Source organism: Microcoleus sp. OTE_8_concoct_300, assembly GCF_031383065.1.
Lineage (GTDB): Bacteria > Cyanobacteriota > Cyanobacteriia > Cyanobacteriales > Microcoleaceae > Microcoleus.
This window is the reverse complement of sequence record NZ_JANMZH010000794.1, coordinates 1-23,692: the sequence shown is the minus strand read 5'-3', so window position 1 is coordinate 23,692 and position 23,692 is coordinate 1. Positions and strand designations below refer to the sequence as shown.

Genomic DNA, 23,692 nt, shown 5'->3' with positions numbered 1-23,692 from the left:
TTGCCAATGCTTTCTGTAGAGACAAGTCTGCTGAAATAGTCTGGTTTATTTACGGAGGAGTTGGTGCTGATTTAGGATGGGTTCCAGCGTAGTAAACTAATTTTTTTTTCAGATTTACCGCAGAACAGATTATAATTATAAATATTGATTTTTCTCACGAATAGTCGCATAGGAGATTTACAAAATGAATAACCTATTAGCAGAAACTTTTGCCACCGTCTCTCAACTACCCGAAGCAGAACAAAATGCCATAGCATCCTTAATTTTAGACAAGATATCAGCACCAAGAGTCGCGCCTTTCCTCATTTCCCAATCAGACATCGAAACCATAGAAAAATCATACATTTTCCGAGACAAGACCGAAGTCATTGACTTTATTAACAAATATCCGTTTTTACTTCCCGTGGTGCTAGAAGCACCCGTTCAAATTAGCAATTATTTCCCCGAAGAAAGACTATTACTTCAAGTCATCAATGACCCCGAAATCCCTAACTATGTTCATCTGGTTCTCTCAATCATCTTAACAGACCTCGCTCCCGATGAAGCAATGGATAGAGAAGATGAATTGCGTAAAAATTGGTCTCGGGGATTATCCCACGAAATTCGGGAGCATTTTTATACGATTTTGGAATATACTGATGAGTTTTGATTGGTCGCAATACCTAAATTTAGCAAAAGAACTTGCTGGTCAAGCAACTATTCCTGCTGAACAGGAGGCGCGATTGAGGGATGCTATCAGTCGTTCCTATTATGCTGCTTTTATCTTAGCGCGGAACTATTTGCGAGATAAACAAGGTCATTCCCTGCCAAAAACTAGCGATATTCACCGCTATGTTTGGCAAGAATTTGATATTAATCCTGACTCCAGATATCAATTAATTGCCGATAATTTAGCAGTGTTGCGCCGATATCGAAATCAAGCAGACTATGACGATAATTTTCCCTTATTATCTGCGATTGCTACTATTGCGCTCAAGCGTTCTCAAGAAATAATTTATAACCTAAGTAATCTCTAAATATCAATTTAATCTAATAATGCCTGCGCTAAAACAGCAGCAGTTGTAGGGTGTGTCGCCTGCGATAAGGAATGAGAATTAAATAACTTCCACAAGTTTGTGGGATGGGCGTCTCGCCCGTCCTTTTTGGACGGGCGGGACGCCCATCCCACAATAACAATTAAAATTGTAAGTTATTTAATTCGCGATCCTAAATTCTTAACTAAATACCAACAATCTCATAGCGACGCACCTGATGGATATATTACAAACCTTTGGAATGTTCAGACATTTTTCGCATTCCCAAAGCCAAGACGCTCAAAAACAACAGCCCGATCGCCCCAGCTAGCGGATTGCCGTTAACTCCTGTCACCCAGTCGGGAACCGATGCCGAATATCGCACTAACTGCCCGATGTTAATCGTGTAATATCCCCAGACTAAACCTGCATGAAGCCCGATCGACAAACCGAGGCGATTTTGGCGCGATCTTTTTCCCCAAACCAGAATCAAACCCAGCAACAACAACCCCGGAAACTGCGGCCAACTCCCCAGCATAGCCGCGACAGGTTTGATAAAATGAGATAGGGCAAACACCAGGCTATTCGCCCACAGAGATATTCTATAATTGTAATCCCGCTGCAACTCGTCCAGCAACCAACCCCGGAATACCAACTCCTCCGCAAAACCGACTCCAAGGGCGCTTAACAGCCCTTCTGCGATGATTCTCGGCAAATTATCAGAATTTTGCCACGCGACTAAGCCGAACAGCCCTTGCACCGCAAATAAGCTGAAAGTGAGCAAAAGCCCGATCGCCAATCCGATTAAAAGTTCAAAACCGTTTTTTCGCGTATTGATTAAACCGTAACTTTTGAGTAATTGGGTTTGTCCGTAAACCTGTTTTCCCCAGCGTGGCACTAGGAACAGAAACTCAGTAAACAACAATCCCATTGTCAGAATAGTTGCCAGGTTACTATCTTTAACTAAGAGATAAATTGGTGCTGCTAGCGGCAGCCAAATTGCTAGCAAGATGAATAGGAAAATTATTACACGTAAAGGAAATGGATAACTGGCGATTTTGAGAGGGTTAATCATTGTTGTAAATGAGTTGAAATTGGGTAAATCGGCTTATTGGTCTGTCGGATAGTCCGACAGGGGTTAAAAACCCCTGTCTCATAGCGAAAGTCCTCTCAAAGAGGACTGAAATTTATCACAATCTAATTTAGGTTGCCAGTCGGTTTTAACCGACTTTTGCTATAAGACGGGGATTTAAATCCCCGGCGGGCTTGCGGGTGAATGCGAGAACTTTTGGGTGAGTCAGGCTTGAGTAAATCCGAGAGTTAGAATTTGGTAAATCCGAGAGTTAGAATTTGGTAAACCCGAGAGTTAGAGTTGGATAAATCCGAGAGAATGTACAAAGCAGACGGAAAAAGCTAGAATGGCATCATATCGGTTGAAACTTTAAGTGAAGCAAAGCTATAACATCAGATGACTGAAGCCTCGGATTTTTCAAATGTCGATCGCGAATTAGATGACACAATTTTAAGCTTCGCAGACATTCAGGCAGAACTCAACTTGCGCCACGCTAAAGATGCTCTGCGAGATATAGTAGAAAATCTCGACTTGACAGTTCAAGAGCGAACTGGACTAGAACCGGAAATTGGCGGGTTGGAGAAAATGCTCGACAAGCTAGAGCGCGCTTGCGTGCAAATAGCTGTGTTTGGGATGGTGGGAAGGGGAAAATCTTCGGTTTTGAACGCGCTGCTAGGTCAAAATGTGTTTGAAACTGGCCCGACTCACGGGGTGACTCGCACGACGACTATCGGCCAGTGGGATGTCGGAGAGGGAATTGATGAGAATTTGCCCGATGGCTTACGCCCCGCTACGCTACGACTTTCGCCAGTTATTTACCGTTTGTCGCAAGTTGAATTAATCGACACTCCGGGAATAGATGAAGTTGACGGCGAAACTCGCGAACTTTTAGCCCGCCGCGTTGCTAAACAAGCAGATTTGATTTTGTTTGTAGTTGCTGGCGACATTACAAAGGTGGAATACGCAGCACTTTCGCAGTTGCGGGAAGCCGGGAAACCGATGTTATTAGTGTTTAATAAAATTGACCAGTATCCTGATGCAGACAGGCTGGCAATTTATCATAAAATTCGAGACGATCGCGTGAGAGAATTGTTGTCTCCCGATGAAATTGTGATGGCGGCGGCTTCCCCTTTGACGGCGAGGGCGGTGCGCCGTCCCGACGGAAGTATGGGCGTGCAAATGACTCGCAGTTTGCCACAAGTGCAAGATTTAAAATTAAAGATTTTGGAGATTTTAGACCGAGAAGGCAAATCTTTGGTCGCGCTGAATACGATGCTCTGTGCGGGGGATATTAACGAGCAGTTGGTGCAGCGTAAAATGGAAATTCGAGATGACGCGGCTAATCGAATTATCTGGAACGCGGTAATGACGAAATCGGTGGCGATCGCACTTAATCCAATTACTGTAGTTGATATTGTTAGCGGTGCGGTAATTGATGTGGTGATGATATTAACTTTATCTAAAGTTTACGGCATTGCGATGACGGAAGCGGGCGCGGTGGAATTGCTGCAAAAGATTGCAATTAGTATGGGGGGGATTACGGCAGGTGAATTGTTGGCTAATTTTGGTTTGAGCTCGTTGAAAGGATTGTTGGGTTTGGCGACGCCAGCGACGGGGGGTTTGGCTTTAGGGCCTTATTTGTCTGTGGCGCTGACGCAAGCTGCGATCGCGGGGGTTTCTTCCTACGGTATCGGTCAAGTTACTAAGGCTTATTTGGCTAATGGTGCTTCTTGGGGAGATGATGGGCCAAAGGCTGTGGTGAGCAAGATTTTGTCTTCTTTGGATGAGGATTCTATTTTAAATCGGATTAAGGAGGAGTTGCGGGCTAAGTTAAATTTGGGAAGTGTGGAAAAACAGAAATTTCAGTGATTGTTTTGGGAATTATTCAACCGCAGATATAAAGCAGATAAACACAGATAAACGCAGATAATTTCAAAAATTAATAGCTTATGTTATTAACCATATCTACAACTCGCGTCCCTGCTACAGATTTGGGTTATTTGCTGCACAAACATCCCGATCGCCATCAATCCTTTCCGATGACTTTCGGGCAAGCCAGCGTGTTTTATCCAGAGGCAAATGCAGAAAGGTGCACGGCAGCTTTACTCTTAGATGTCGATCCGGTTGGTTTGGTGCGGGGCAAGTCGAAATCCGGCGATCGCCCTCTCGAACAATACGTGAACGATCGCCCCTACGTTGCCTTTTCGTTTCTGTCTGTCGCCCTCGCCAAAGTCTTTAGTACAGCTCTATCCGGTCGCTGCAAAGACCGCCCAGAACTCGCAGAAACAGCTATTCCGTTGACAGTTAATCTGTCGGTTTTGCCCTGTCGCGGTGGCGAGAAGTTCCTGCGGCAAATGTTTGAGCCGCTTGGCTATCAAGTCGCAGCCAAACCCCTGATTCTTGACGAGCAATTTCCCGAGTGGGGCGCGAGTCCTTACTTTTCTGTGGAACTGCAAAATACAGTTCGTTTGGCGGATTTGTTAAGCCATCTTTACGTGCTAATTCCCGTGTTGGATGACGACAAACATTATTGGGTGGGCGATGATGAAATCGAGAAGTTATTGCATCACGGCGAAGGTTGGTTGAACGCCCATCCCGCCCGCGAACAAATTGCCAACCGCTATCTGAAACGCCAGCGCCGTCTGACGCGAATTGCTGTGGCACAGTTAGCAGAAGAAGATAATATCGACCCTGAGGAACTCGAAGTTTCTCATCAGCAAGAAGAGGAAGTTTTAGAACAGCGCATTAGCTTGAATCAACAGCGTTTGGAAGCTGTGACGGAGGTTTTAAAGCAAAGTGGTGCTAAGCGAGTGGTAGATTTGGGCTGCGGTGAGGGAAAACTGCTGAAATTGCTTTTGCAAGAAAGCTCGATCGAACAAATTACAGGCGTCGATGTGTCCTTTCGGGCATTGGAAATTGCCAGGGAACGTTTGCAAATCGATCGATTGTCTCCCGCACAGCAATCTCGCATTCAACTAATTCAAAGTTCGCTGATTTATCGGGACAGTCGCTTGACTGGTTTTGATGCGGCGACGGTAATTGAAGTGATCGAACATCTGGATTTAGAACGGTTAGCTGCTTTTGAGCGGGTTTTGTTTGAATTTATCCGACCCAAAAGTGCGATCGTCACAACTCCAAATATTGAATATAACGTTAGGTTTGAAAACTTGCCGGCGGGCAAATTTCGCCACCGGGATCACCGCTTTGAGTGGACAAGGGCCGAATTTCAAACTTGGGCGAATGGGGTTGCCGAACGGTTTGGCTGTGGGGTAGAGTTTCGTTGTGTGGGAACTGAAGATTTAGAAGTAGGTTCGCCTACGCAAATGGCAATATTCGAGATGTAAATCTATTAACTGGTTCCCAGGATATTCCTGGGAACCGATGCCCAGAGGCTCTGCCTCGCTTTCGTTCGATCAGAATTCGAGGCAGAGCCTCTGGATCTGCGTTACCAGGAATATCCTGGTAACGAGTAAACGAGTAAAAAATCTATTAACTGGTTCCCAGGAGCTTCCTGGGAACCGATGCCCAGAGGCTCTGCCTCGCGAGGTTCCATGAGAATTCGAGGCAGAGCCTCTGGATATGCGTTACCAGGAATATCCTGGTAACGAGTAAACGAGTAAAAAATCTATATTCACTGGTTCCCAGGAACTTCCTGGGAACCGATGCCCAGAGGCTCTGCCTCGCGAGGTTTGATGAGAATTCGAGGCAGAGCCTCTGCATATGCGTTACCAGGCTCTGCCTGGTAACGAGTAACGAGTAAAACGAGTAAAAAATCTATATTATTAAAAAATGAAAATTACTTTTCCAGAACTATCTTTAGTCGTTCTCATCGGTGCATCCGGTTCCGGCAAATCCACCTTTGCGCGGCAGCATTTCCTACCTACAGAAATCATTTCATCGGATTACTGCCGCGGTCTGGTTTCCGACGACGAAAACAATCAAGCGGCCACCGCTGATGCTTTTGAAGTATTGCATTTAATCGCTGCTAAACGTCTGGCTGCAGGTAAGCTAACTGTGATTGATGCCACCAACGTTCAGCCGGAAAGTCGCAAATTTTTGGTGGAATTAGCCCAAAAGTACCATTGCTTTTTGGTTGCTATTGTGCTAGATTTACCAGAAAAATTGTGTGGCGATCGCAATCAACAACGTCCAAACCGCAATTTTGGAAATCATGTAATTCGCCGCCACGTTCAGAATTTAAAGCGATCGCTCAAATCTCTAGATAGGGAAGGATTTCGGTACGTTTACGTCCTCCGTTCTCCAGAGGAAATCGAGGCCGTGGAAGTCGAAAGACAACCGCTGTGGAACAACCGCAAACACGATCGTGGCCCTTTTGATATTATCGGCGACGTTCACGGCTGCTGCGACGAATTGGAGCAATTGCTGCAACAGTTGGGCTATCAAATTATCGAAAAATCCAGCGAATCCGATTTGGGGAATTTTCCCACCTACGCGCACCCGGAGGGCCGTAAAGCAGTGTTTTTGGGCGATTTGGTCGATCGAGGTCCGCGCATTCTCGACACCCTCAAACTCGTGCGAAACATGGTACTCGCAGAAACAGCTTTGTGCGTACCTGGAAACCACGACATCAAACTGCTGCGAAAACTCAACGGCAAAAATGTCAAAATTAACCACGGACTCGAACAAACCTTAGCAGAAATTGCCGCTTTACCAGAGGAATTGCGCGAATCAGCAGTACGAGAAATTCGCCAATTTTTAGATAGTTTAATTGGGCATTACGTCCTCGATGGCGGAAAATTAGTCGTCGCCCACGCCGGGATGAAAGCTGAATTTCAGGGACGCGCATCGGGCCGCATTCGAGATTTCGCCTTGTACGGAGAAACAACTGGCGAAATCGATGAATTCGGCTTGCCCGTCCGCTATAATTGGGCCGCCGAATATCGAGGTCAGGCAGCGGTTGTTTACGGACACACCCCCGTTCCAGAAACAGAATGGTTGAACAATACTGTTGATATTGACACCGGCTGCGTTTTCGGGGGCAAACTAACAGCTTTGCGGTATCCCGAAAGAGAATTTCTCAGCGTTCCTGCTGCTAGAATTTACTGCGAACCTGCCAAACCGATCCTCTTTCAAGACAGCCCAACTCCACTTAACAATAGAGACATGAATTCACCCGTTATCAATAGCGGTTTGGCGGCAGTGAATCTCACCGCCCAACAGCAGTTTGATGACGTACTGGACATTAGCGACGTACTGGGAAAACGCATTATTTCAACTCGCCTGCAAAGTAACATTACGATTAAAGAAGAAAATGCGATCGCCGCCCTAGAAGTAATGAGTCGGTTTGCAGCCAATCCCAAATGGCTGATTTATTTGCCGCCCACAATGTCTCCCGCTGCTACCTCCAAAGAACCAGGACTTTTAGAACATCCAGCCGAAGCATTTAGCTACTACCAACAGCAGGGCATATCGACAGTTGTGTGCGAAGAAAAGCACATGGGTTCCCGTGCAGTTATGATTGTTTGTCGCGACGCATCGGCAGCTTTACGCCGCTTTGGGATTCTCAGCGAGAGTAGGGGCATTTGCTACACCCGCACGGGACGGCATTTTTTCGATAATTCTACCTTAGAAAGAGAATTTTTAGCGCGGGTAAATGTCGCTCTCACTGCGAGCAATTTTTGGGATAAATTTCAAACCGATTGGGTGTGTTTGGACTGCGAATTAATGCCTTGGTCAGCCAAAGCTCAAGGTTTATTGAAAGAGCAATACGCCGCCGTGGGAACAGCATCTCGTCACGGGTTTGCGGAGGCGATTAAGAACTTAGAACAGGCAAACCAGCGGGGAGTTGAAATTAATTCTTTACTGACTAGCTACCAAGAGCGAGCCGAACTAGCCGATCGCTATGTTCATGCCTATCAGCGCTACTGCTGGCCAGTGAAATCGCTCTTGGACCTCAAATTAGCACCTTTCCACATCTTGGCAACCGAGGGCACTGTTCACACTGACAAAAATCACTGTTGGCACATGGAACAGATTTCACAAATTTGTAAAGCTGACCCTGAATTCCTGTTAGCTACTGAATACAAAATAGTTGAAATTGCCGATTTTGACAGCAGATCCGCAGGGATTCAATGGTGGGAAAAACTGACGCTGGCGGGAGGCGAAGGAATGGTTGTTAAACCTATGGATTTTATTGTGAAAAATAGCAAAGGACTCGTACAGCCTGCGGTAAAATGTCGCGGTAAAGAGTATTTGCGAATTATTTATGGTCTGGAATATTCTTTGCCGGAACATTTAGAAAAATTGCGATCGCGCGGACTTTCCGGCAAGCGTTCTTTGGCGTTGCGAGAGTTTGCTCTCGGTGTAGAAGCATTGGAGCGATTTGTTGCAGGTGCTCCATTGAGACAAGTTCACGAGTGCGTTTTCGGAGTTTTAGCGATGGAGAGCGAACCTGTCGATCCGAGGCTGTAATCGGAAGGTAGAAAGCAGGCGATCGCTCATTAATTTTCCGCTATTAATCGTTCAACTTCCGATGGCGATAAATTCATCATTTGTGCAACTTGCTCTAAATTCATTCCAGAATTTAACAGGTGAGAAATGAGCGAGCGCAATGCTGATTCTGCCGCCAGCCGTGCTTGTTGTTCGGCCAGCCGCGCTTGTTCGGATTGCTGGTAAGTCTTCAGAAACTCTCCTGTTTGAGGATTTCTAAACCTCAATTCTCCAGAGACTAAGTGCAATTCCAGTCCCAATACTTCGCTGTACAGCCACAGCGTATCGAAGGCGATATTATTGACAGGAATCGGCTCATATCGGTTGTTGACTAAACGTAATCCTTGCAATATCGGATTCAAATAATGCCCAGACGGATCGTACTGAAAGTATTCCCTTACTCCCAAACTTTCATAGATTTCTGGTTTGGTTTCTTGGTCTACATCTTGAGTTGTTTCTGAGGTTATTTCTAAGACAAACTGCGGGGATATCCCTGCTTCTTTCCAGATTTTATAGTTATCTCTTTGGCGTTTTCTGACTCCGAATACTACATAGATATCGGGAGCAACTACTGCTGCTTTGTTGCCTTCTTCGTAATAGACGAAAGAATTTGCTGACACGTAGACATCCGATCGCCCTTGAAAGTGCAGCTTCAGAGCTTCCACGCCGTAAGTCATGTAATCGCGCGTGATGTCACTTTCCGCCATCGGTTCTCCGTCACTACTGGGATATTGGATTTCTTCTTGTTCGAGAGAAGTTAAAACAGTCATGATTTAAGTCTCCTCAATGCTGGTTATTTTTATTTTAGCCGACGACCGATTATTTTTTTATAAAAAAAAGGCGTTTGTCAAGTACAAACGCCTTTTTATAGAGTTACAAACGCGGCGTCTTATCTTGTTTAAACGACGCTAACCATTCGCGAATTTGGTCGGCCGCAATCTCGCGCCCGCCCAAACCAAAAGCTAGAGCAATGCCAACTGCGATCGCCCCGAGCAGCAGCCCGAAAGCCAAATTCACAATATCGCTGCCAATGCCCATCTGTTGCAGCGCCAAGGCCGAAACAAAAGCAATAATCGCGATCCGAGCCGTTTGGCCCAAAAGCCGCGCTTGGCGAGTGCCAGAACTGGCAATCAAGCTAAAGGCCAGATTCGCCAAATACAAGCCGATCGCAAATACCACCAAACCCGAAAGCACCCTACCTGCAACCAGGACAATACCGCTGACAATCGCCGTCAGCGCTGGAATCCGCAGCACGTCGGTAGCCGCCACCACAGCAAACAGCATGATGCCCACCTGCACCACAATGCCGACAAATTCCGAAGGCGTGCGGGCCGGAAGTTCCGGTTCCTGAAGTAATGTTGCGTCCGGATCGATCGAACTCGGCGTTAGCCGAAGCGGCTGTTTCGGCTGCACTCCCAACCAAGAAAAGACATTGTTAAAGCCAATTCCGCTCAGGATATTAGTCACCAAATCGCCTACCCAACGCCCCAAAATGTAAGCAACCGCCAGAATTAGCGCTGCCGTGAAGATTTTGGGAACCGCGCTCAAAATGTCGTTGAGCATCGCGACTGCAGGCTGCGAAATCGCCTGAATATCCAAAGCGTTGAGAGCTGCGATCGCCGTTGGAATCAAAATCAAAACATAGACGATCGTGCCGACAATCCACGACAGCGATTGTCCGCCCGCATTCCGCGAAATTCCAAACCGAGCGCCCAAACCGTCCGCCCCAGCAGCAGCCAACAGATTCGTGACAATCCGCCGCACCACCATAGCCAGCAGCCAGCCCACAAACCCAATCAGCACAGCTTCCAGAATTTTCGGAATTGCCGCCAGAATTTGGTTGAGCAAATTATTAACAGGCAGCAGAGCCTGCTGCAATTGCAGCGCTTCCAGAATCAGCGGCAAAAACAGCAGAAAGATGAACCAGTACAGCGCATTCGCCACAGTATCGCTCAGCAGCAAAGGGCGCTCGCTGGACGCAGTGCCCACCTCCTGATTCAAGCGCTCGTCCACGCTAAAAGTCCGCATCACCCGCGATACGGCCATTTTGGCGACAGTCGCCAACACCCAAGCAATCCCCAACCAAATTAGCGCGGCGGCTAACTTCGGCAAGAAATTCGCTATTTGATTGAGAAAAGTATTGAGCGGTTGCGAGACGGCCGTTAGATTGAGCCGGTTGAAAAAGGCAACCAGGAAAAAGATAAAAATGATCCAGAACACCGCGGAGGAAATCCATTTTTCCACTTGCGGGGCTCCTGCTCCCTCCGGGCGGCCGGTAATCCAAGCAGCGAGTCGGTTATCGATCGTAGTCTTCTTGAGCAATCCCCCCACTACAGATGAGACGAGGGCTGATACTATCAAGCCAACTAGCAGGATACCGACGGCCCAGAGGAGATTTTCAAGGTTTGAGCCCTGAATGAAATTGTTAATTCCGCGTTCGGCGTCTGTCAGCGGATTCCCGGACTGGGCCTGTGCCAAAATGCGATCGGACAAAGCCGCTATTTGACCCGATATCGGTTGAGTTATCTCTTGCCAAGTTTCATTCATTTTTTTCTCAGGTTAACGTCAGATTTGACAGGGAAAAGACGAAACTTTAATAATAGTTCCAAAAAATCTAGACATCGCCTAAATTTAATGTTTGTACGCTTTTAATCGTACTGGGTTAACTACAAAACCCTCTATCGAATTAGGGATAAACCCATCTCCGACTGCTTTTCGGCCAATATTCAAAGAACCGTTTACATCGGCATTTATGAAGCGTCCAGTTTTGGTTCTGAACAATCCTCTTTTTACCCTACTGCCAATGTAGTCGGAATGTTTTTGAATTGGTTCCCAATCCCAGGCTGAACATTTGGATGTGTAACTCTCCTCTACTAACACAACTTTAATTCCCGCAATTTGTCCTTTGTACTGCAACATTTGCACGAATCGGCGATGGGGAATGCAGGCAAAATTTTGATTATTAACCTTGGCAGTCTTAATCCCATCGTTGAAGTCCTGATTCCAGCCTATAGCCAGCAAGCCAATTTGATGATTAACGAGTTCTTTAATAATTGCGGAACTCGTCGTGTGGAGGTAGTAATCCACTTTACCGTTACGCTTGTGCCACAATTTTGCGAGTTTTTTACTGGTTTTTTGCGCGGCGGGCAGCAATGATTTCAAGACCGATGAAACTTGATTGCAGTATTGATTGGTTGACTTAACAGCCCGTCCGTCGAAGATTGTCGGTACTAACCCAGGAACATTGTAGGTTAATGTTGCCAGATTGTTTAATCCTAAATCTATAGCAGCTACCCTCTGATTAACTTGTAAAGGCTGTTCTAACTTTTCATAGACGACCTCGACCACATAACAACCTACCTTGGGAACAATCCGGATTTCCAGAATCGAGGTAACTTTTGAGGGCAACCAAATATTAGTCCCAGAGGGTCGAGCATATCCTTTTTTTAAGGCTCTTTTGCTGACAGCTTGACAATTAAATACAACTACATAGCGTCCGTCTTCTCTTTTTCGATCTCGTGAACCTTTATAATGAGGGTTTTTCGGTGCGACTTTAAATTTAGTTGGGTCTTCCTGATAGTTTCGCACCACCAGATCATAGCTAGTCCATGCTTTGAGGACTAAACCGAGCGTGCTTTGTGCTACCTTTGCCGGCAGTGCTTTGTAATCAGGACTTGTTTTGAGCGCGTGATACACAGCCAGAGCGTTTGTTTGTTGGGTGGCGAAAAAGTTTTGACGGTAGATGTAGTTAGCGCTGTTGTAAAGATTTTTGCACAGCCAAGACAGTCGATCGGCTTCTCGATAAAACCTATGATTTGGTTTAATGACGTGCCTTTCGACTAACTGCATAATCGGTATATATACTTTAAATCAAGATGATACACTGTATTTATGAGTGTGTCAATCTTTTAATTTCTGGAAAAATTGACGGTACAAGTAAATAAAGGACTATAAAGTAAGCAAAGTTTTGTAATACCCTCGTTGTTGCAGGTTCTCATGTCAATTCGTCAAGTTTTCGAGCAATCCATTGAAATTCGCGCTGCTGCTACCTTGGTGGAGCGCTGTATAGTCGATCGCACTTTGATGCACAAGTGGCTCAACCCCCTGCTGCGTTGCGATCCCGAGGGCGAATGGGATACTGCTGTAGGAAGTCGCAGCTTATTTATCATAAAAATTCCGGTTTTGCAACCCACTTTAGAGAGTGTGGTGTTGGAGCGACAACCCGGTTTAATTGTGTGGGGGTTTGACGGATTTTTCAAAGGATGCGATCGCTGGGAATGCCAGCCCCAAATCCAAGGAACTCTCTTGATTAACCGCTTTGAATTTCAAATTCCCAATCGTTTAATTAGATTTGGTTTCAATCAATTTGCAGCCCCTTGGACGCAGAAAGACATGAAAGACCAACTCCGCCGACTTAAGCGGGTAGCCGAGCAACTATCTCAAAAAATGGGTAATGGGTAATGGATAATGGGTAATTGGTAATCGGTAATTGCTAATGAGTAATTGGTAATAGCTGAAAACTCACAGCTAATAGGAAAAAAAGCACCAATACCCAATACCCAATACCCAATACCCAATTCCCTGCAACTTCAGTTATTTACTTCGCCCTTCCCGATGGATTGGGCTGACAAATCATTTCTCTCGCCGAATTCACGGCTTGGCTGGCCGTATTTTGCAAAGCTGGGGAATTCTGATACATAGCTTGCAAATCTTGCACGTCTTTAATCACTCGCTGGTAGATAGCCATAGCTTGATTACCGTCAACTTCTAAGGCAGCCGGGCTGTAATTTTGCATCACTTCCACCAGTGATATTTTGCCATCTTTGGAAGCTGCAACTAAAGCATCGCGCAGGGCCGACGCGCTTTGAGTCCGAGTTGCCGGCGTATAAGCAACCTCGCCCAATTGTTTGAAAACAAGTTCCCCAAAATAAGTATTTGCCAGCCGCCCTACTAATTGGGAATCTAAAGGCACTTCTCGCGTTAATATTTCGCGCATAGACTCAGGAGTTTGTTTCGCAAGACTCAGAACGCTTTGCAGTTGAGATGATGCTTTGCCGGTTTGTGCCAAGCTTTGCAAGTCGCTCATCGGTAATGTTACGTCAACAGCACCGTATTTTACGGTAACATTGTCTAACGCAAAAGCTTTGCCACCGCTCAGGAATACTGCACTTGTTCCCACCAAAAGTGCCAAACCTAATGATAAAGACTTTGACATTTTTTTTGTTAAATGGGGTGACTGCGGTTGCATTCCGTTGAGATAACTTTGTGGAAACTGAAAATTCATAGGTTTGTGCCTCTTTACGTCAAAATACTTTTTCGATCGATCGTCTCTGCAGGTATCAGTCGGGAAAGTGGACTGGGGATTTCCGTAAATGACCTATGATTTTACAGTCATGTCAAGCAAATTTAACCTATCAAAAGATAGGTGTTAATTGAGAATTTATATGTTAAATTATGATATTAGACAATTTTATATAGCTTTGCAAAACTTATAAAAGCGACTTTTGCCCGTGGGGCAGCAGTTTATCTGGAAATTGGGTTTAAAACCCCGTCCTTCTAGGACGGCTTTAATTTCTTAAATCCCTTCCTAAAAATCAGGGAACTGCTGATATTTGTAGTATACTAAAATAGTCAAGGTTAAACTCCTGTGCCATCGTGAAACAGTTAAGACACACTTTTAGGCATAAATTGTTGGACCCAGAGCAGCGAATACTCTTAAAACAGCTAGAGAATCAACGCATTCTCTTTACCAGAAAACAAATAATTTGGTTCATTTGTTAAGTAGGGTAGGGCATACCCGAACTCTAGGTTCATATCCTAGTACGCTTTTGGAGATAGACCCTCTGGGGTTGCTGTGAGTTGAACTCGTCAATTGGTATTTTGTACGGTTGAAAGGTTTAAGAATTGCCGCAAGGACATAGCGCTTAAAGGTTAGTCGATGAATTAAGAATCCCCACGCCTTCAGGCCCGGGAGTGTCAAAGTGTGCGATATATAGCGAATTTAAGTTCACATATCCCGAGCGAGCCGATCGACCAATTGGCGAATTGTAGCAGCATCAGGAGCATTCGGAGCATTTCTCAGGTATAGTTCCAAATCGTGGCGCGCCTCGGCCAAGCGGCCAACTTGATAGTAGAGAATTCCGCGATCGCGCCGTTCCCCTAGCGCCTCGGGAAACAGCAGCAAAATCCGTTCGATCGCCAAAAGCACCCTCAAAGCATCTCGCTGTTGCAAGTAAATCGCCTTCAGATTTCCCAGCATTCGCCCCAACAAATGCCGGGGACTTACCGGGGCGAGAAAAGCCGGCTGCAACTCCATAGGTTGACCGTAAATTTGAGAAAGTCTGGCTTGACAATCTTCAGGAAATAATATCTCGCCCCCGTTAAACGCATCAACAAAAATGCCAGCATCTTCAAAATCCGGTCTAATTAAAAAATGTCCCGGCATCCCAATTCCCACCATCGGAAAATCAATCCGCTTAGCAACCTCCAAATAAACCAAAGATAAAGAGATGGGAATGCCAGTACGCCGATCGATCACTTCATTCAAAAAGCTATTGCGGGGGTCGTAATAATCAGCATCATTGCCCGCAAACTGCAACTCCCCGTATAAATAGCTGTTAATAGTTTGAATGATCCGCAGCGGATAATTCTGTGCCGGCAGGCGTGAGCGCACTTCATCTGCGATCGTGTCGAGAGCGTTGAGATACTCAAGAGGCTCTAAATTTGGGTATTCTTCCAAAGCCATGTAAAGGGCAGCTTTCGCCAGGTCGATCGAGCCATCCGGCTGATTTATTTCTTGATAAAATAGTTGTCGCGCTCTGGGAAAATCCATATTTATGATTTATTTGATTTTAATTGACATTTTGTACCAAGATCATGAACAGGCAATTTTTGTTGTGGAACAGACATCTTGCCTGTTGCTAAAAAAAATTAAAAAAAGTGCATTATTTCAATAATATACTTTAATTTTTTTTATCTAAATCAGCCACTATCTTTAATAAACCTTCACGATAGATTTTTTTCCCATCGAGATTGAGGTGAACACCATCCGATGTCAAATTAGCCTTCAAAGCTTTGCCCTCAAATAACGGCTGCACGGCTGCATCATCAACAGATAACTTTTCGACAACAGCAACTTGACGAATCAACTGATTAAACCGATCAACTCTCTTGATAGGAGCCGCCACACTGACATCGCGGCTGGCCTCAAAAGTCGAGTAAAAAGCCGGAAGCAAAACCACCTGTTTCGCCCCCAGATCATTCTTAACAATCCCGATTACTTGCTGCATATTTTTGAAAAAATGCTCCTCCATAGTTTTATAAATAGCATCATTTGTACCCAGCGCAATAAGCGCTCGATCGCACTTAACCTTAGCAGCAGTTAAAAACTTAAGCTGTTCCAACTGAGAAATCGCACTCATCCCGCCGATCGCAAAATTGAAAGAATTGTCACCCAGAGTATTTCCCAGCATCGAAGTTATCGAATCCCCCAAAAAACAAGTTTTTATCCGAGTATTCTGAGTCACAGCAACTTGATATTGTACCTCATCTTGCCACCCAGACTGAGAACTTAGCGTATCCGTCGGCAGTTCTAAATAATTGGCATTAGCCATTACCAAAATTCTGCCCAAATAGCCACGCTTCCAGGCATAAATCAAAATAACAGATAGCAAAATCACATTCAAAAAAATCGATAAAACTGCAATATTCCTCATACTTTCATGCCCTAATATCCAGTTATACAGTCATTAATAGCCTCAACCCACAAACATCTCTCTTCTCTTCCTCTCTGCGTTCTCTGCGCCCTCTGCGGTTCAAAAAAAAACATTCCTCTATGTAAAGCGCACCTTACAGCTTAACTTTTAACCTTCAAATCCCGTGACTTTTACCAATCACCCAACTGCGGCGGAAAATCCGAGCCAGAGTCGATTCTTCCAAAGCAAAATAGATAGGGCGGCCGTGAGGACAAGTGCGCGGATTGCGAGTTTGCTGCCATTCATCCAGCAAATTTTGCATTTGGGAAAGACTCAAAGGAGTACCGTTGCGCATAGCGCTGCGACAAGCAGTAGCAACTTGAGCAGCTTGCAAATCTGCGACTTTACTGAGTTCAAAAAGCGCATCCGCACAGTCATCTCGATCAGCTAATAATTCAGGAACTTCGCGGACAGCCCATAGCTGTTCGCCAAAAGTTTCTACGGACAAACCCAAGCGGGATAAATTTTCAATTTGCAGCGCAGATAATTGACTGAGAATCACGGGTTTTTCGAGAGATTTTAGCTGCCAAGCCGCGCACAATTGCTCGTACAAAACGCGCTCGTGAGCGATGTGTTGTTCGACTAACCACATTCCGCTGGAATGTTCGGCAACAATGTAAGTATTGTGAACTTGAGCGATCGCCCTCAATTCCATCAATCCTATTTGATTAGCTTTTTCCTGCTCGCCACCTTCATCATTCTGCCTAGCCGAAATCCCGACAGTGTAAGCACTTTTTTGTTCCGATGCCTTCAGTAATTTTCCCACTCGCTCGGGAATTGGGGCAGGCGGCAAAACTTCATCGTTTAAATGCAAAGCACGAGCAATTGCCGCGCTAACTTGTGCTTGCCAAAAACTCGGATCGTGCAGATAAATTTCAACCTTAGCCGGGTGGCGGTTCCAGTCGATGGACGAGGGGGAGATTTGCAGGTGAACAAAACACACCGGATAGCGATCGCGCGGACAAGTGCGGGCAAAGGCGCTGAGAATAGTTTGCTCTAATTCCGGCGATCGCACAACTCGCCGGTTCACCCCCACCTTCACCCAATCCGGCCGTCTGCGGTGACAGCGATCGGGCAAACCAATTACTAATTCTAAAAACTGGGAATTGGGCATTGGAAATTGGGAACTGGCAAGCGGTAATTGGTAATTGTGATTAACTGTAGATCCAACAAGTTGAGTTTCTAGCAATAAATTTGCTGCTTTCTGATTTTCAGGACTCCCAGGCAAATCTAACTTTAAATACTGCAAATCGCTCCCTCGCACGCCGCGCACAAATTGAGGTAAAATGTGTTCCGCGGTGCTACCAGGAGTTACGTGGAAACAAGGGATATTTCCTTGACGCAACTGCCAATTAACGTGCGGGTGACAAATAGCAATTTGCTGGAGGATTGATTGTATCGATCGCATTTGCTGTGCTGCGGACAAAAAACTGCGACGCACAGGCCAATTGCCAAACAAATTATCAACTGTCACCACCGTACCCGGAGCGATCGCCGCTGTTTCCACCTCCACAGCTTCACCTGCGTTATTGTAAACCACCCGCCAGCCCGATCGAGCATTTTGGGCTCCCCCCTTTAACAATGATGAGCTGGGGGGGTTTGGCGCCGACTCTCGATTTTCCCAAAAATCGCCCAATCCCAAATCATTCGATCGGCTCAAAACCTCCAAACAGCCCAACTGAGCTAAACTGTGCAAAGCTTCCCCACGAAATCCCAAAGTATCAATTTTGTAAAGGTCAGCTTCAGTGGTAATTTTGCTCGTACTGTGAGGCGAAGCCGCCTGCTGCAAATTTTCCAGATCCATTCCTGTACCATTATCTGCAACTTGCACCCGCCACTGTTCGGGCCAGACAGAAACAACGATGCGAGTTGCGCCAGCATCCAGAGAATTTTCAACTAATTCTCGTACCGCAGCCGCGATCGAGTCAATCACTTCGCCTGCGGCAATTAAATCGATAACTTCTGTGGGTAAGGTTTGAATAGTAACTCGCATCAGATTTTTAGCGCTTCGTTAATTCTATTCTACTTGATTCTGAAAATCGCTACACAGTATTAGGACTGACGCTCTTAAACCCGGTTTCTTAGAAAAATATTGTTTGGTAACAGAATATCTACTCATAAACCAAGTTTCTGAGGCAAGCGTGAGAAAGTCAATCGTATATATCTGCCTACCTAAGCTATTTAGCATTTAAACTGCGTATTTCAAAGGCTGAAACCCAATACTTGCTTAGATAGCCTCTGAGATTTAAATGGTAAACAGCTTACTTAAACTTGCTCTGCTAAAGCCATAATTTTCGGCAAGCGGATGTAAAAAGTTGTTCCTTTTTTCTCCTCGGACTCATAAGTAATTTCCCCTTTGTGAGCATCAACGATAGACTTAGCAATCGCCGTTCCCAACCCAGTACCAGTCCGCTTGCCATAAGTCACAAAAGGTTCAAATAACTTTTCCTTAATTTCCTGCGGAATCCCCGGGCCGTTATCGTAAATGGTAATTTCTGCCCACTCCTCACTTTGCGTCACAGCAATCTCTACCAGACCTCCGCGCCCGCCAAAAGCTTCAACAGCATTCCCAACTAAATTTTGCAAAACGCGTAAAATCTTATTTTCGTCCGCTTCGACTATCACTTCTGTTACCCGTATAACCATATCTACTTTTGCCGCCTGAAAATAAACTCTGTTCAACTTTTCAAACTGCTGCAAAGTCTGGATTAGATTAACTGGTTTTTTATGTAATACAGAATTGCCGCGCGAAAATTCTAATACTTCTTCAGCCATCCCCAACATTCGCTGAACCTGCAATTGAATAAGTTCGCACCACTCCTGACTTTCCTCATCCGGGTGCATTTCTTTTAGCATTTCGCTGGAAAGTTTAATTCCCGTAAAAGGACTTTTAAAATCGTGAATAATTGTACTCACCATTTCTCCTACCAATACCATTTTTTGTTTGTGTACGAACTGACCAACATATTGATCCGTGGTATCCCGCAATTTTTGAATAATGAAACTAAACATTTCCAGTACCGAACTACCTTTAGCAGACTGGAGAGTTTTTATGAGTTCTTCGCGATCTATTTTGGCAAAAGTCGAGCCTGCAACTGCCACAGCTCTAGCACTGCGAGGCTCGCCGTCTAAAACTCCGAGTTCGCCAAAATAAGCGTCGGCCTTAGCGACAGCAATAGTTTGATATTGATTGTTTTCAAGGCGCTTGCTAAACTCGACTTCACCTGATAAAACTAGATATAAACAATCGGCTTTTTCTCCTTCTTCAAAAACCAGCGTTTCCTCATCACAACTCTCCAATATAGCTATTTGGCAAAGGTGAGCAGCTTGCTCTGGTTCAAAATAAGACATAAATCGATGAGATGCCAGATCCATGTGAAAATACCTGAGGCTTAATTTAAACAGTTTCTTTCTTCAATTTTCGCTTATAAGCATCGGTGCGTTAATAAAATACAATACTGCTTTAATCTGCCTCTATTTTCTAGCCTCCCTGGCTTTGACGCAAGGAGCAGCGTCGGGATGCAGAGCCAGACTAGGACAGCAGCACCAGCAAGATCGCCAAATTTCTCAGTTAATTGACTAAAATACATAAATATGGTACTATTTTCTGATTTAAATTGGATGGGCCGACGAGCCGGAGAGCCCGCCCCACAAAATTTTAACTGTAGAGAGATGGTGCAATTTAAATGCCGATCGACCGAGTTTGCAAAAATTAACCATCGGCAGATAAAACGATCGCAGCATTCTGCCCGCCGAAGCCAAAACTCAAACAAACCGCATTTCTCACAATAGCCGATCGCGCACAGCGCACAAAATCTAATTCAAAGGCCGGTTTTTTCATTCCCGCGCCAGGTGGCAACATCTGATATTTAATACTCATCAAACAAAAAGCCACGCCCAAAGCTCCCGAAGCTCCCAAAGTATGACCCGTAGCCCCCTTAGTGGAACTAACAGTAACTCTGGGGTGAAACAATTTCTGAATTAACAGTGCTTCGTGTCGGTCATTTAACTCAGTTGCAGTACCGTGAGCATGAATAAAATCTATATCAACTGCGGCTAAATTGCTGCGTTTCAAACATTGATTTACCGCCGCCATCGCACTTTTCCCTCCCAGAGCCGGCGATATAGCATGACAAGCATCATTTGTCAAGCCAAAACCGGAAACTCGACCGTAAATTTTAGCGCCACGACGGCTTGCCAACTCGGCCGATTCTAATACCAATAAAGCCCCGCCTTCACCGAGTACAAAGCCTTCCCGATTTTCATCAAAGGGATAGCACCCAGCGTTTGCCAAAGCACCCATCCGGTTAAATCCAGCCACAGTCAGCGGTGTAATGGGCGCTTCCACAGCACCTGCGATCGCCCGCTGACACTCACCACTGCGGATTAAATCAACAGCACGGGCGATCGACTGTAGGCCCGTCGCACAAGCAGCCATCGGCGCCAGCACCGGCCCCGTCGAGCCAATAGCCCTCGCCGCCGCCATCGCCCCCATGTGAGGCAAAAAATTCACGAATTGAGAATCGGGAATCGGTAATTGGTAACCTGAAATCGGTAATGCCCTTCCCTCTTTCTTCTTCCCTCTTCCTTCTGCCGAATGCCCTCTTTCTTCTTCCGAATACCGAATGCCAACGCTAGCCAATTGTTCCAAATTTGCCTGGAAACCTCGGCTAGAACCGATCGCAATCCCGCAATCAGGCAAAGGCAAACTCAAATTAGCATCTTGCAAAGCATCTGCTAAAACCTGCCGAATTAAAGTTATTAAATCGGCAGGTTTTGTGCCAATTAAAGCCAAAGGTCGCCGTTCAAGTTCTAAAAAAGGTTGATCCCGCTCGATTCCCGATTCTCCAGACAGCAGTCTTTTCCAGCTCGTTTCCAGAGTGCCTAAAGCCGAAACAAGACCAATTCCAGTAACAACAACATCCATAGCTAAGCCGATTTTAGATTTGAGATTTTGGATTAAAAGAAGAATCAGGCCCGACGATTTGAGATTTTGGATTAAAAAGGGATAATCTCAAATCTAAAATCCAATTCCCTGATCTCAAATCCCGAATTTACAAGCCATCGGATCGATCCCGTGGGGATAATCTCAAATCCAAAATCTCAAATCCAAAATTGGTTGACTACCTTCAGCTAGCAGCCTTAAAATTTTCCAAACCCTCAGTAACAGTAGCCGAATCAATGCGATCGCCCGTTTCAATCTTATCAACAACATCCATCCCTTGCTTCACGTACCCAAAAACCGCATAGCTGCCGTCCAAAAACGGCACATCGGTCAAAGTAAAGTAAAACTGAGAAGAAGCCGAATCAGGGTTCTGCGATCGAGCCATAGCCACAGCCCCGCGACTGTGCATCAACACGGGTTTCTCCTTAACCCCAGCTTCTTGTAGCGTCGCGCTGTAAGTCGGATTTGCAGCACCTTTAGCTTTAATTTCCAGAGGAATCCTGCGTTCTGCAGAAGTTTTCGGGTCAATAAAACCGCCAGTTCCCAGTCGCGCCGTCGGGAATTTAGGGTCTTTACCCTGGGGGTCGCCGCCCTGAACTACAAAAGGCTGAGGTTCCCGCACGACTCGGTGAAATACCAGCCCGTCGTAGACTCCCTTCTGAATCAAATCGACAAAATTGCCCGCAGTAATTGGAGCATTTGTGCCGTCGAGTTCGATCGTAATTGGAGCACCTTTAACCGTCATCACCACCGTTGCTTTTCCTTCCAAGCGTGGCAAATTGCTAAATTGCGAACTCGCCGCCACCACAGCAGGAGACGGAGACGGAGACAAAGAAATGCCTTCACCCGCCGGATTACCTGTCGGAGTTGAGTTGGCAGCCGGGGAACTACCGCATCCCCCGACAAACAACGCACCAATTATTAAAAGTGAGAACAACCACCGCTGAATTTTGATTTGCATTTGCATTTGTATTTTCACTTTCACTTTCATTCAATGACGTAAGGTGCGCAATGCGCACCCTAGATTTATCGCTTTACCAGGGATAATTTGCACCGCTTCGTGCTCACCCAATATTTATCGAATTGGTGCGCAATGCGCACCATAGGAAACCTTACCAATCAAAAATCAAAAATCCCTAAAGTCCTTCTAGGGGAACTTGCAAAAATCGAGCCAATTCGGCAGCTTGATTTTCCACTTCAGACAAAGCAATCGGCTGTCCCACTCTAGTCAGGGGAAACTGACGGCGGTCTTTGAGCTTAAGATAAATACTGCGGCGGGGATTGAGACCTTCTTTAATGTCCACCCGCACAGATTGCACCTCCGATGTCTTGCAGGTAAAATCAACCTTGCGGTTTTTGCCGGGAAAACCCCAGCGAAAGATCCGAATGTTACCAGTTTGTCGATCGAACTCGTTGTAACCGCCGCCGACATCCCAGAGAATAGTCAGCCACAGGTAAAGCGCCAACAGCACGCCGCAGACACCGTAGAAACCCATCGCAATGCCTTGGGGGATGAAAACAAGCTGAGTCGGGTCAGCAAAAGGCAGCAGGTTCACGTGCAAGTAGCTGGAAATGCCCGACAGCAGGAAACCAGTCCCTCCAATGCTGACAATAGTCCCCCACCAGAAATTGCTGAAGCGGCGGGATCCCAGAACCTGGTAGCGCAGGACCGAATCCATCGAGGTCGTTGTTTTTGCAGTCATAAAACTAAACAGCCTTAAAGCCAAATTTTAATTCAAGTAGCCCACCGAGCGTCACAGTTCGCTGACGCGATCGCGATCGACCGATCGGCATTGTGTATCAACTTCTGCTAATTATGTTGAAAAATTCTGAACTTCTAATATATACTTATGTTAAGTTTAATTAGAAACCTTAGTTTTTTAACAAGCAAAAGGATTTTACCGCAGTCAGGAACTAAGGGCTAAGGCCACTGAGCTTGTAAGAAATTGCAAGCTGTTCTGACCAGACCCCTCGCAAGAGGAGACGTTATTTAGGTCACGACACCGGCGAATGCGACGCCAGTTTTCCGCTCTGTCACCTGCGATTAAACAGTTTTAAAGTCACTGAAACAGTGTCGCAGGTCTAACAAGCCTTTATAACCAGGTCGAGGCGAACATTACCCCGCAAGGGAGACTGAGGCAACCATACCTCATCGGAGGGGCAACCATACCCCTCCAACCCCGAAAGGGGAAAGATTCAAGGCGATTGAAATCGCCGCGTTATTTTCCTCTCAGGTCGGAAGACACGCTCGTTTCCCACTTACCCAGTTTTTTTTATGACAATCGCAGTCGGACGCGCCCAGACCGAAAGAGGCATCTTTGATGTACTCGACGACTGGCTCAAACGCGATCGCTTCGTCTTCGTAGGCTGGTCTGGCATCCTGCTATTCCCCTGCGCCTACATGGCCATCGGTGGCTGGTTAACAGGCACCACCTTCGTTACCTCCTGGTACACCCAC

18 protein-coding genes and 1 pseudogene are annotated in these 23,692 nt (G+C 45.9%); 7 read left to right on the top strand and 12 right to left on the bottom strand.

Annotation, left to right across the window (positions count from 1 at the left end):
* Positions 1 to 184 precede the first annotated feature (184 nt).
* Both ACUVJL_RS35490 and ACUVJL_RS35485 read left to right on the top strand, forming a co-directional pair.
* On the top strand, positions 185 to 649 hold the full coding sequence (locus ACUVJL_RS35490) for a hypothetical protein (RefSeq protein ID WP_445250110.1): 465 nt from the start codon (positions 185 to 187) through the stop codon (positions 647 to 649).
* Positions 639 to 1,016: a HEPN domain-containing protein gene (locus tag ACUVJL_RS35485; protein ID WP_445250109.1), complete on the top strand. Its 378-nt coding sequence runs from the start codon at positions 639 to 641 to the stop codon at positions 1,014 to 1,016. The genes ACUVJL_RS35490 and ACUVJL_RS35485 overlap by 11 nt, the downstream gene beginning before the upstream one ends.
* A 244-nt stretch (positions 1,017 to 1,260) precedes the next feature.
* Here the strand turns inward: ACUVJL_RS35485 and ACUVJL_RS35480 are convergent, their stop codons facing one another.
* Positions 1,261 to 2,088, bottom strand: coding sequence for a CPBP family intramembrane glutamic endopeptidase (locus ACUVJL_RS35480; protein ID WP_445250108.1), 828 nt, complete (start codon positions 2,086 to 2,088; stop codon positions 1,261 to 1,263).
* Positions 2,089 to 2,481: 393 nt separating this feature from the next.
* Here ACUVJL_RS35480 and ACUVJL_RS35475 point away from each other — a divergent pair, with 393 nt between their 5' ends.
* The 3 genes from ACUVJL_RS35475 (at position 2,482) to ACUVJL_RS35465 (ending at position 8,517) form a co-directional block, all read left to right on the top strand.
* Entirely contained in the window at positions 2,482 to 3,954 is a 1,473-nt protein-coding gene (locus ACUVJL_RS35475; protein ID WP_445250107.1) for a GTP-binding protein, read from the top strand.
* Between the two features lie 80 nt (positions 3,955 to 4,034).
* On the top strand, positions 4,035 to 5,429 hold the full coding sequence (locus tag ACUVJL_RS35470; RefSeq protein WP_445250106.1) for a 3' terminal RNA ribose 2'-O-methyltransferase Hen1: 1,395 nt from the start codon (positions 4,035 to 4,037) through the stop codon (positions 5,427 to 5,429).
* 445 nt (positions 5,430 to 5,874) lie between these two features.
* Positions 5,875 to 8,517, top strand: coding sequence for a polynucleotide kinase-phosphatase (locus ACUVJL_RS35465; RefSeq protein WP_445250105.1), 2,643 nt, complete (start codon positions 5,875 to 5,877; stop codon positions 8,515 to 8,517).
* Between the two features lie 29 nt (positions 8,518 to 8,546).
* Here ACUVJL_RS35465 and ACUVJL_RS35460 read toward each other — a convergent pair whose 3' ends face one another.
* The 3 genes from ACUVJL_RS35460 to ACUVJL_RS35450 form a co-directional block, all read right to left on the bottom strand.
* Positions 8,547 to 9,305 (bottom strand): Uma2 family endonuclease, encoded by a 759-nt coding sequence (locus tag ACUVJL_RS35460; RefSeq protein ID WP_445250104.1) that lies wholly within the window; start codon positions 9,303 to 9,305, stop codon positions 8,547 to 8,549.
* Positions 9,306 to 9,408: 103 nt separating this feature from the next.
* On the bottom strand, positions 9,409 to 11,082 hold the full coding sequence (locus ACUVJL_RS35455) for a mechanosensitive ion channel (protein WP_445250103.1): 1,674 nt from the start codon (positions 11,080 to 11,082) through the stop codon (positions 9,409 to 9,411).
* Positions 11,083 to 11,166: 84 nt separating this feature from the next.
* Positions 11,167 to 12,384 carry an RNA-guided endonuclease InsQ/TnpB family protein gene (locus ACUVJL_RS35450; protein WP_445250102.1) on the bottom strand — a complete coding sequence of 406 codons (1,218 nt, stop codon included), beginning with the start codon at positions 12,382 to 12,384 and terminating at the stop codon, positions 11,167 to 11,169.
* 147 nt (positions 12,385 to 12,531) lie between these two features.
* Between ACUVJL_RS35450 and ACUVJL_RS35445 the strand changes: the two genes are divergently transcribed.
* Positions 12,532 to 12,996, top strand: coding sequence for an SRPBCC family protein (locus ACUVJL_RS35445; protein WP_333126071.1), 465 nt, complete (start codon positions 12,532 to 12,534; stop codon positions 12,994 to 12,996).
* 136 nt (positions 12,997 to 13,132) lie between these two features.
* Here the strand turns inward: ACUVJL_RS35445 and ACUVJL_RS35440 are convergent, their stop codons facing one another.
* From ACUVJL_RS35440 to ACUVJL_RS35405, 8 genes are all read right to left on the bottom strand, one after another.
* Entirely contained in the window at positions 13,133 to 13,750 is a 618-nt protein-coding gene (locus ACUVJL_RS35440; RefSeq protein ID WP_445250101.1) for an alpha/beta hydrolase, read from the bottom strand.
* A 792-nt stretch (positions 13,751 to 14,542) separates the two neighbouring features.
* Entirely contained in the window at positions 14,543 to 15,367 is an 825-nt protein-coding gene (locus tag ACUVJL_RS35435; protein WP_445250100.1) for a SirB1 family protein, read from the bottom strand.
* A gap of 130 nt (positions 15,368 to 15,497) precedes the next feature.
* Positions 15,498 to 16,250 (bottom strand): SGNH/GDSL hydrolase family protein, encoded by a 753-nt coding sequence (locus ACUVJL_RS35430; protein ID WP_445250099.1) that lies wholly within the window; start codon positions 16,248 to 16,250, stop codon positions 15,498 to 15,500.
* A 154-nt stretch (positions 16,251 to 16,404) separates the two neighbouring features.
* On the bottom strand, positions 16,405 to 18,282 hold the full coding sequence (gene mutL, locus ACUVJL_RS35425) for a DNA mismatch repair endonuclease MutL (RefSeq protein WP_445250098.1): 1,878 nt from the start codon (positions 18,280 to 18,282) through the stop codon (positions 16,405 to 16,407).
* Between the two features lie 272 nt (positions 18,283 to 18,554).
* On the bottom strand, positions 18,555 to 19,664 hold the full coding sequence (locus tag ACUVJL_RS35420; protein WP_445250097.1) for an ATP-binding protein: 1,110 nt from the start codon (positions 19,662 to 19,664) through the stop codon (positions 18,555 to 18,557).
* Between the two features lie 337 nt (positions 19,665 to 20,001).
* Positions 20,002 to 21,216: a beta-ketoacyl-ACP synthase gene (locus ACUVJL_RS35415; RefSeq protein WP_445250096.1), complete on the bottom strand. Its 1,215-nt coding sequence runs from the start codon at positions 21,214 to 21,216 to the stop codon at positions 20,002 to 20,004.
* Between the two features lie 202 nt (positions 21,217 to 21,418).
* The gene (locus ACUVJL_RS35410) at positions 21,419 to 22,201 is read right to left on the bottom strand and encodes a peptidylprolyl isomerase (RefSeq protein WP_445250095.1); all 783 of its coding nucleotides are present in this window, start codon (positions 22,199 to 22,201) and stop codon (positions 21,419 to 21,421) included.
* A 169-nt stretch (positions 22,202 to 22,370) separates the two neighbouring features.
* The gene (locus tag ACUVJL_RS35405; protein ID WP_445250094.1) at positions 22,371 to 22,937 is read right to left on the bottom strand and encodes a photosystem I assembly protein Ycf4; all 567 of its coding nucleotides are present in this window, start codon (positions 22,935 to 22,937) and stop codon (positions 22,371 to 22,373) included.
* A gap of 572 nt (positions 22,938 to 23,509) precedes the next feature.
* On the opposite strand from ACUVJL_RS35405, the pseudogene ACUVJL_RS35400 reads away from it, so the two are divergent.
* Positions 23,510 to 23,692 (top strand): annotated as a pseudogene (locus ACUVJL_RS35400) (photosystem II D2 protein (photosystem q(a) protein)); the annotation flags it as partial.

What these genes read in the sequence shown, in the direction of transcription:
- ACUVJL_RS35490 (WP_445250110.1), top strand. Translation starts at nt 185, where the DNA reads ATGAATAACCTATTAGCAGAAACTTTTGCCACCGTCTCTCAACTACCC.
- ACUVJL_RS35485 (WP_445250109.1), top strand. Translation starts at nt 639, where the DNA reads ATGAGTTTTGATTGGTCGCAATACCTAAATTTAGCAAAAGAACTTGCT.
- ACUVJL_RS35480 (WP_445250108.1), bottom strand. Translation starts at nt 2,088, where the DNA reads ATGATTAACCCTCTCAAAATCGCCAGTTATCCATTTCCTTTACGTGTA.
- ACUVJL_RS35475 (WP_445250107.1), top strand. Translation starts at nt 2,482, where the DNA reads ATGACTGAAGCCTCGGATTTTTCAAATGTCGATCGCGAATTAGATGAC.
- ACUVJL_RS35470 (WP_445250106.1), top strand. Translation starts at nt 4,035, where the DNA reads ATGTTATTAACCATATCTACAACTCGCGTCCCTGCTACAGATTTGGGT.
- ACUVJL_RS35465 (WP_445250105.1), top strand. Translation starts at nt 5,875, where the DNA reads ATGAAAATTACTTTTCCAGAACTATCTTTAGTCGTTCTCATCGGTGCA.
- ACUVJL_RS35460 (WP_445250104.1), bottom strand. Translation starts at nt 9,305, where the DNA reads ATGACTGTTTTAACTTCTCTCGAACAAGAAGAAATCCAATATCCCAGT.
- ACUVJL_RS35455 (WP_445250103.1), bottom strand. Translation starts at nt 11,082, where the DNA reads ATGAATGAAACTTGGCAAGAGATAACTCAACCGATATCGGGTCAAATA.
- ACUVJL_RS35450 (WP_445250102.1), bottom strand. Translation starts at nt 12,384, where the DNA reads ATGCAGTTAGTCGAAAGGCACGTCATTAAACCAAATCATAGGTTTTAT.
- ACUVJL_RS35445 (WP_333126071.1), top strand. Translation starts at nt 12,532, where the DNA reads ATGTCAATTCGTCAAGTTTTCGAGCAATCCATTGAAATTCGCGCTGCT.
- ACUVJL_RS35440 (WP_445250101.1), bottom strand. Translation starts at nt 13,750, where the DNA reads ATGTCAAAGTCTTTATCATTAGGTTTGGCACTTTTGGTGGGAACAAGT.
- ACUVJL_RS35435 (WP_445250100.1), bottom strand. Translation starts at nt 15,367, where the DNA reads ATGGATTTTCCCAGAGCGCGACAACTATTTTATCAAGAAATAAATCAG.
- ACUVJL_RS35430 (WP_445250099.1), bottom strand. Translation starts at nt 16,250, where the DNA reads ATGAGGAATATTGCAGTTTTATCGATTTTTTTGAATGTGATTTTGCTA.
- mutL (WP_445250098.1), bottom strand. Translation starts at nt 18,282, where the DNA reads ATGCGAGTTACTATTCAAACCTTACCCACAGAAGTTATCGATTTAATT.
- ACUVJL_RS35420 (WP_445250097.1), bottom strand. Translation starts at nt 19,664, where the DNA reads ATGGATCTGGCATCTCATCGATTTATGTCTTATTTTGAACCAGAGCAA.
- ACUVJL_RS35415 (WP_445250096.1), bottom strand. Translation starts at nt 21,216, where the DNA reads ATGGATGTTGTTGTTACTGGAATTGGTCTTGTTTCGGCTTTAGGCACT.
- ACUVJL_RS35410 (WP_445250095.1), bottom strand. Translation starts at nt 22,201, where the DNA reads ATGCAAATGCAAATCAAAATTCAGCGGTGGTTGTTCTCACTTTTAATA.
- ACUVJL_RS35405 (WP_445250094.1), bottom strand. Translation starts at nt 22,937, where the DNA reads ATGACTGCAAAAACAACGACCTCGATGGATTCGGTCCTGCGCTACCAG.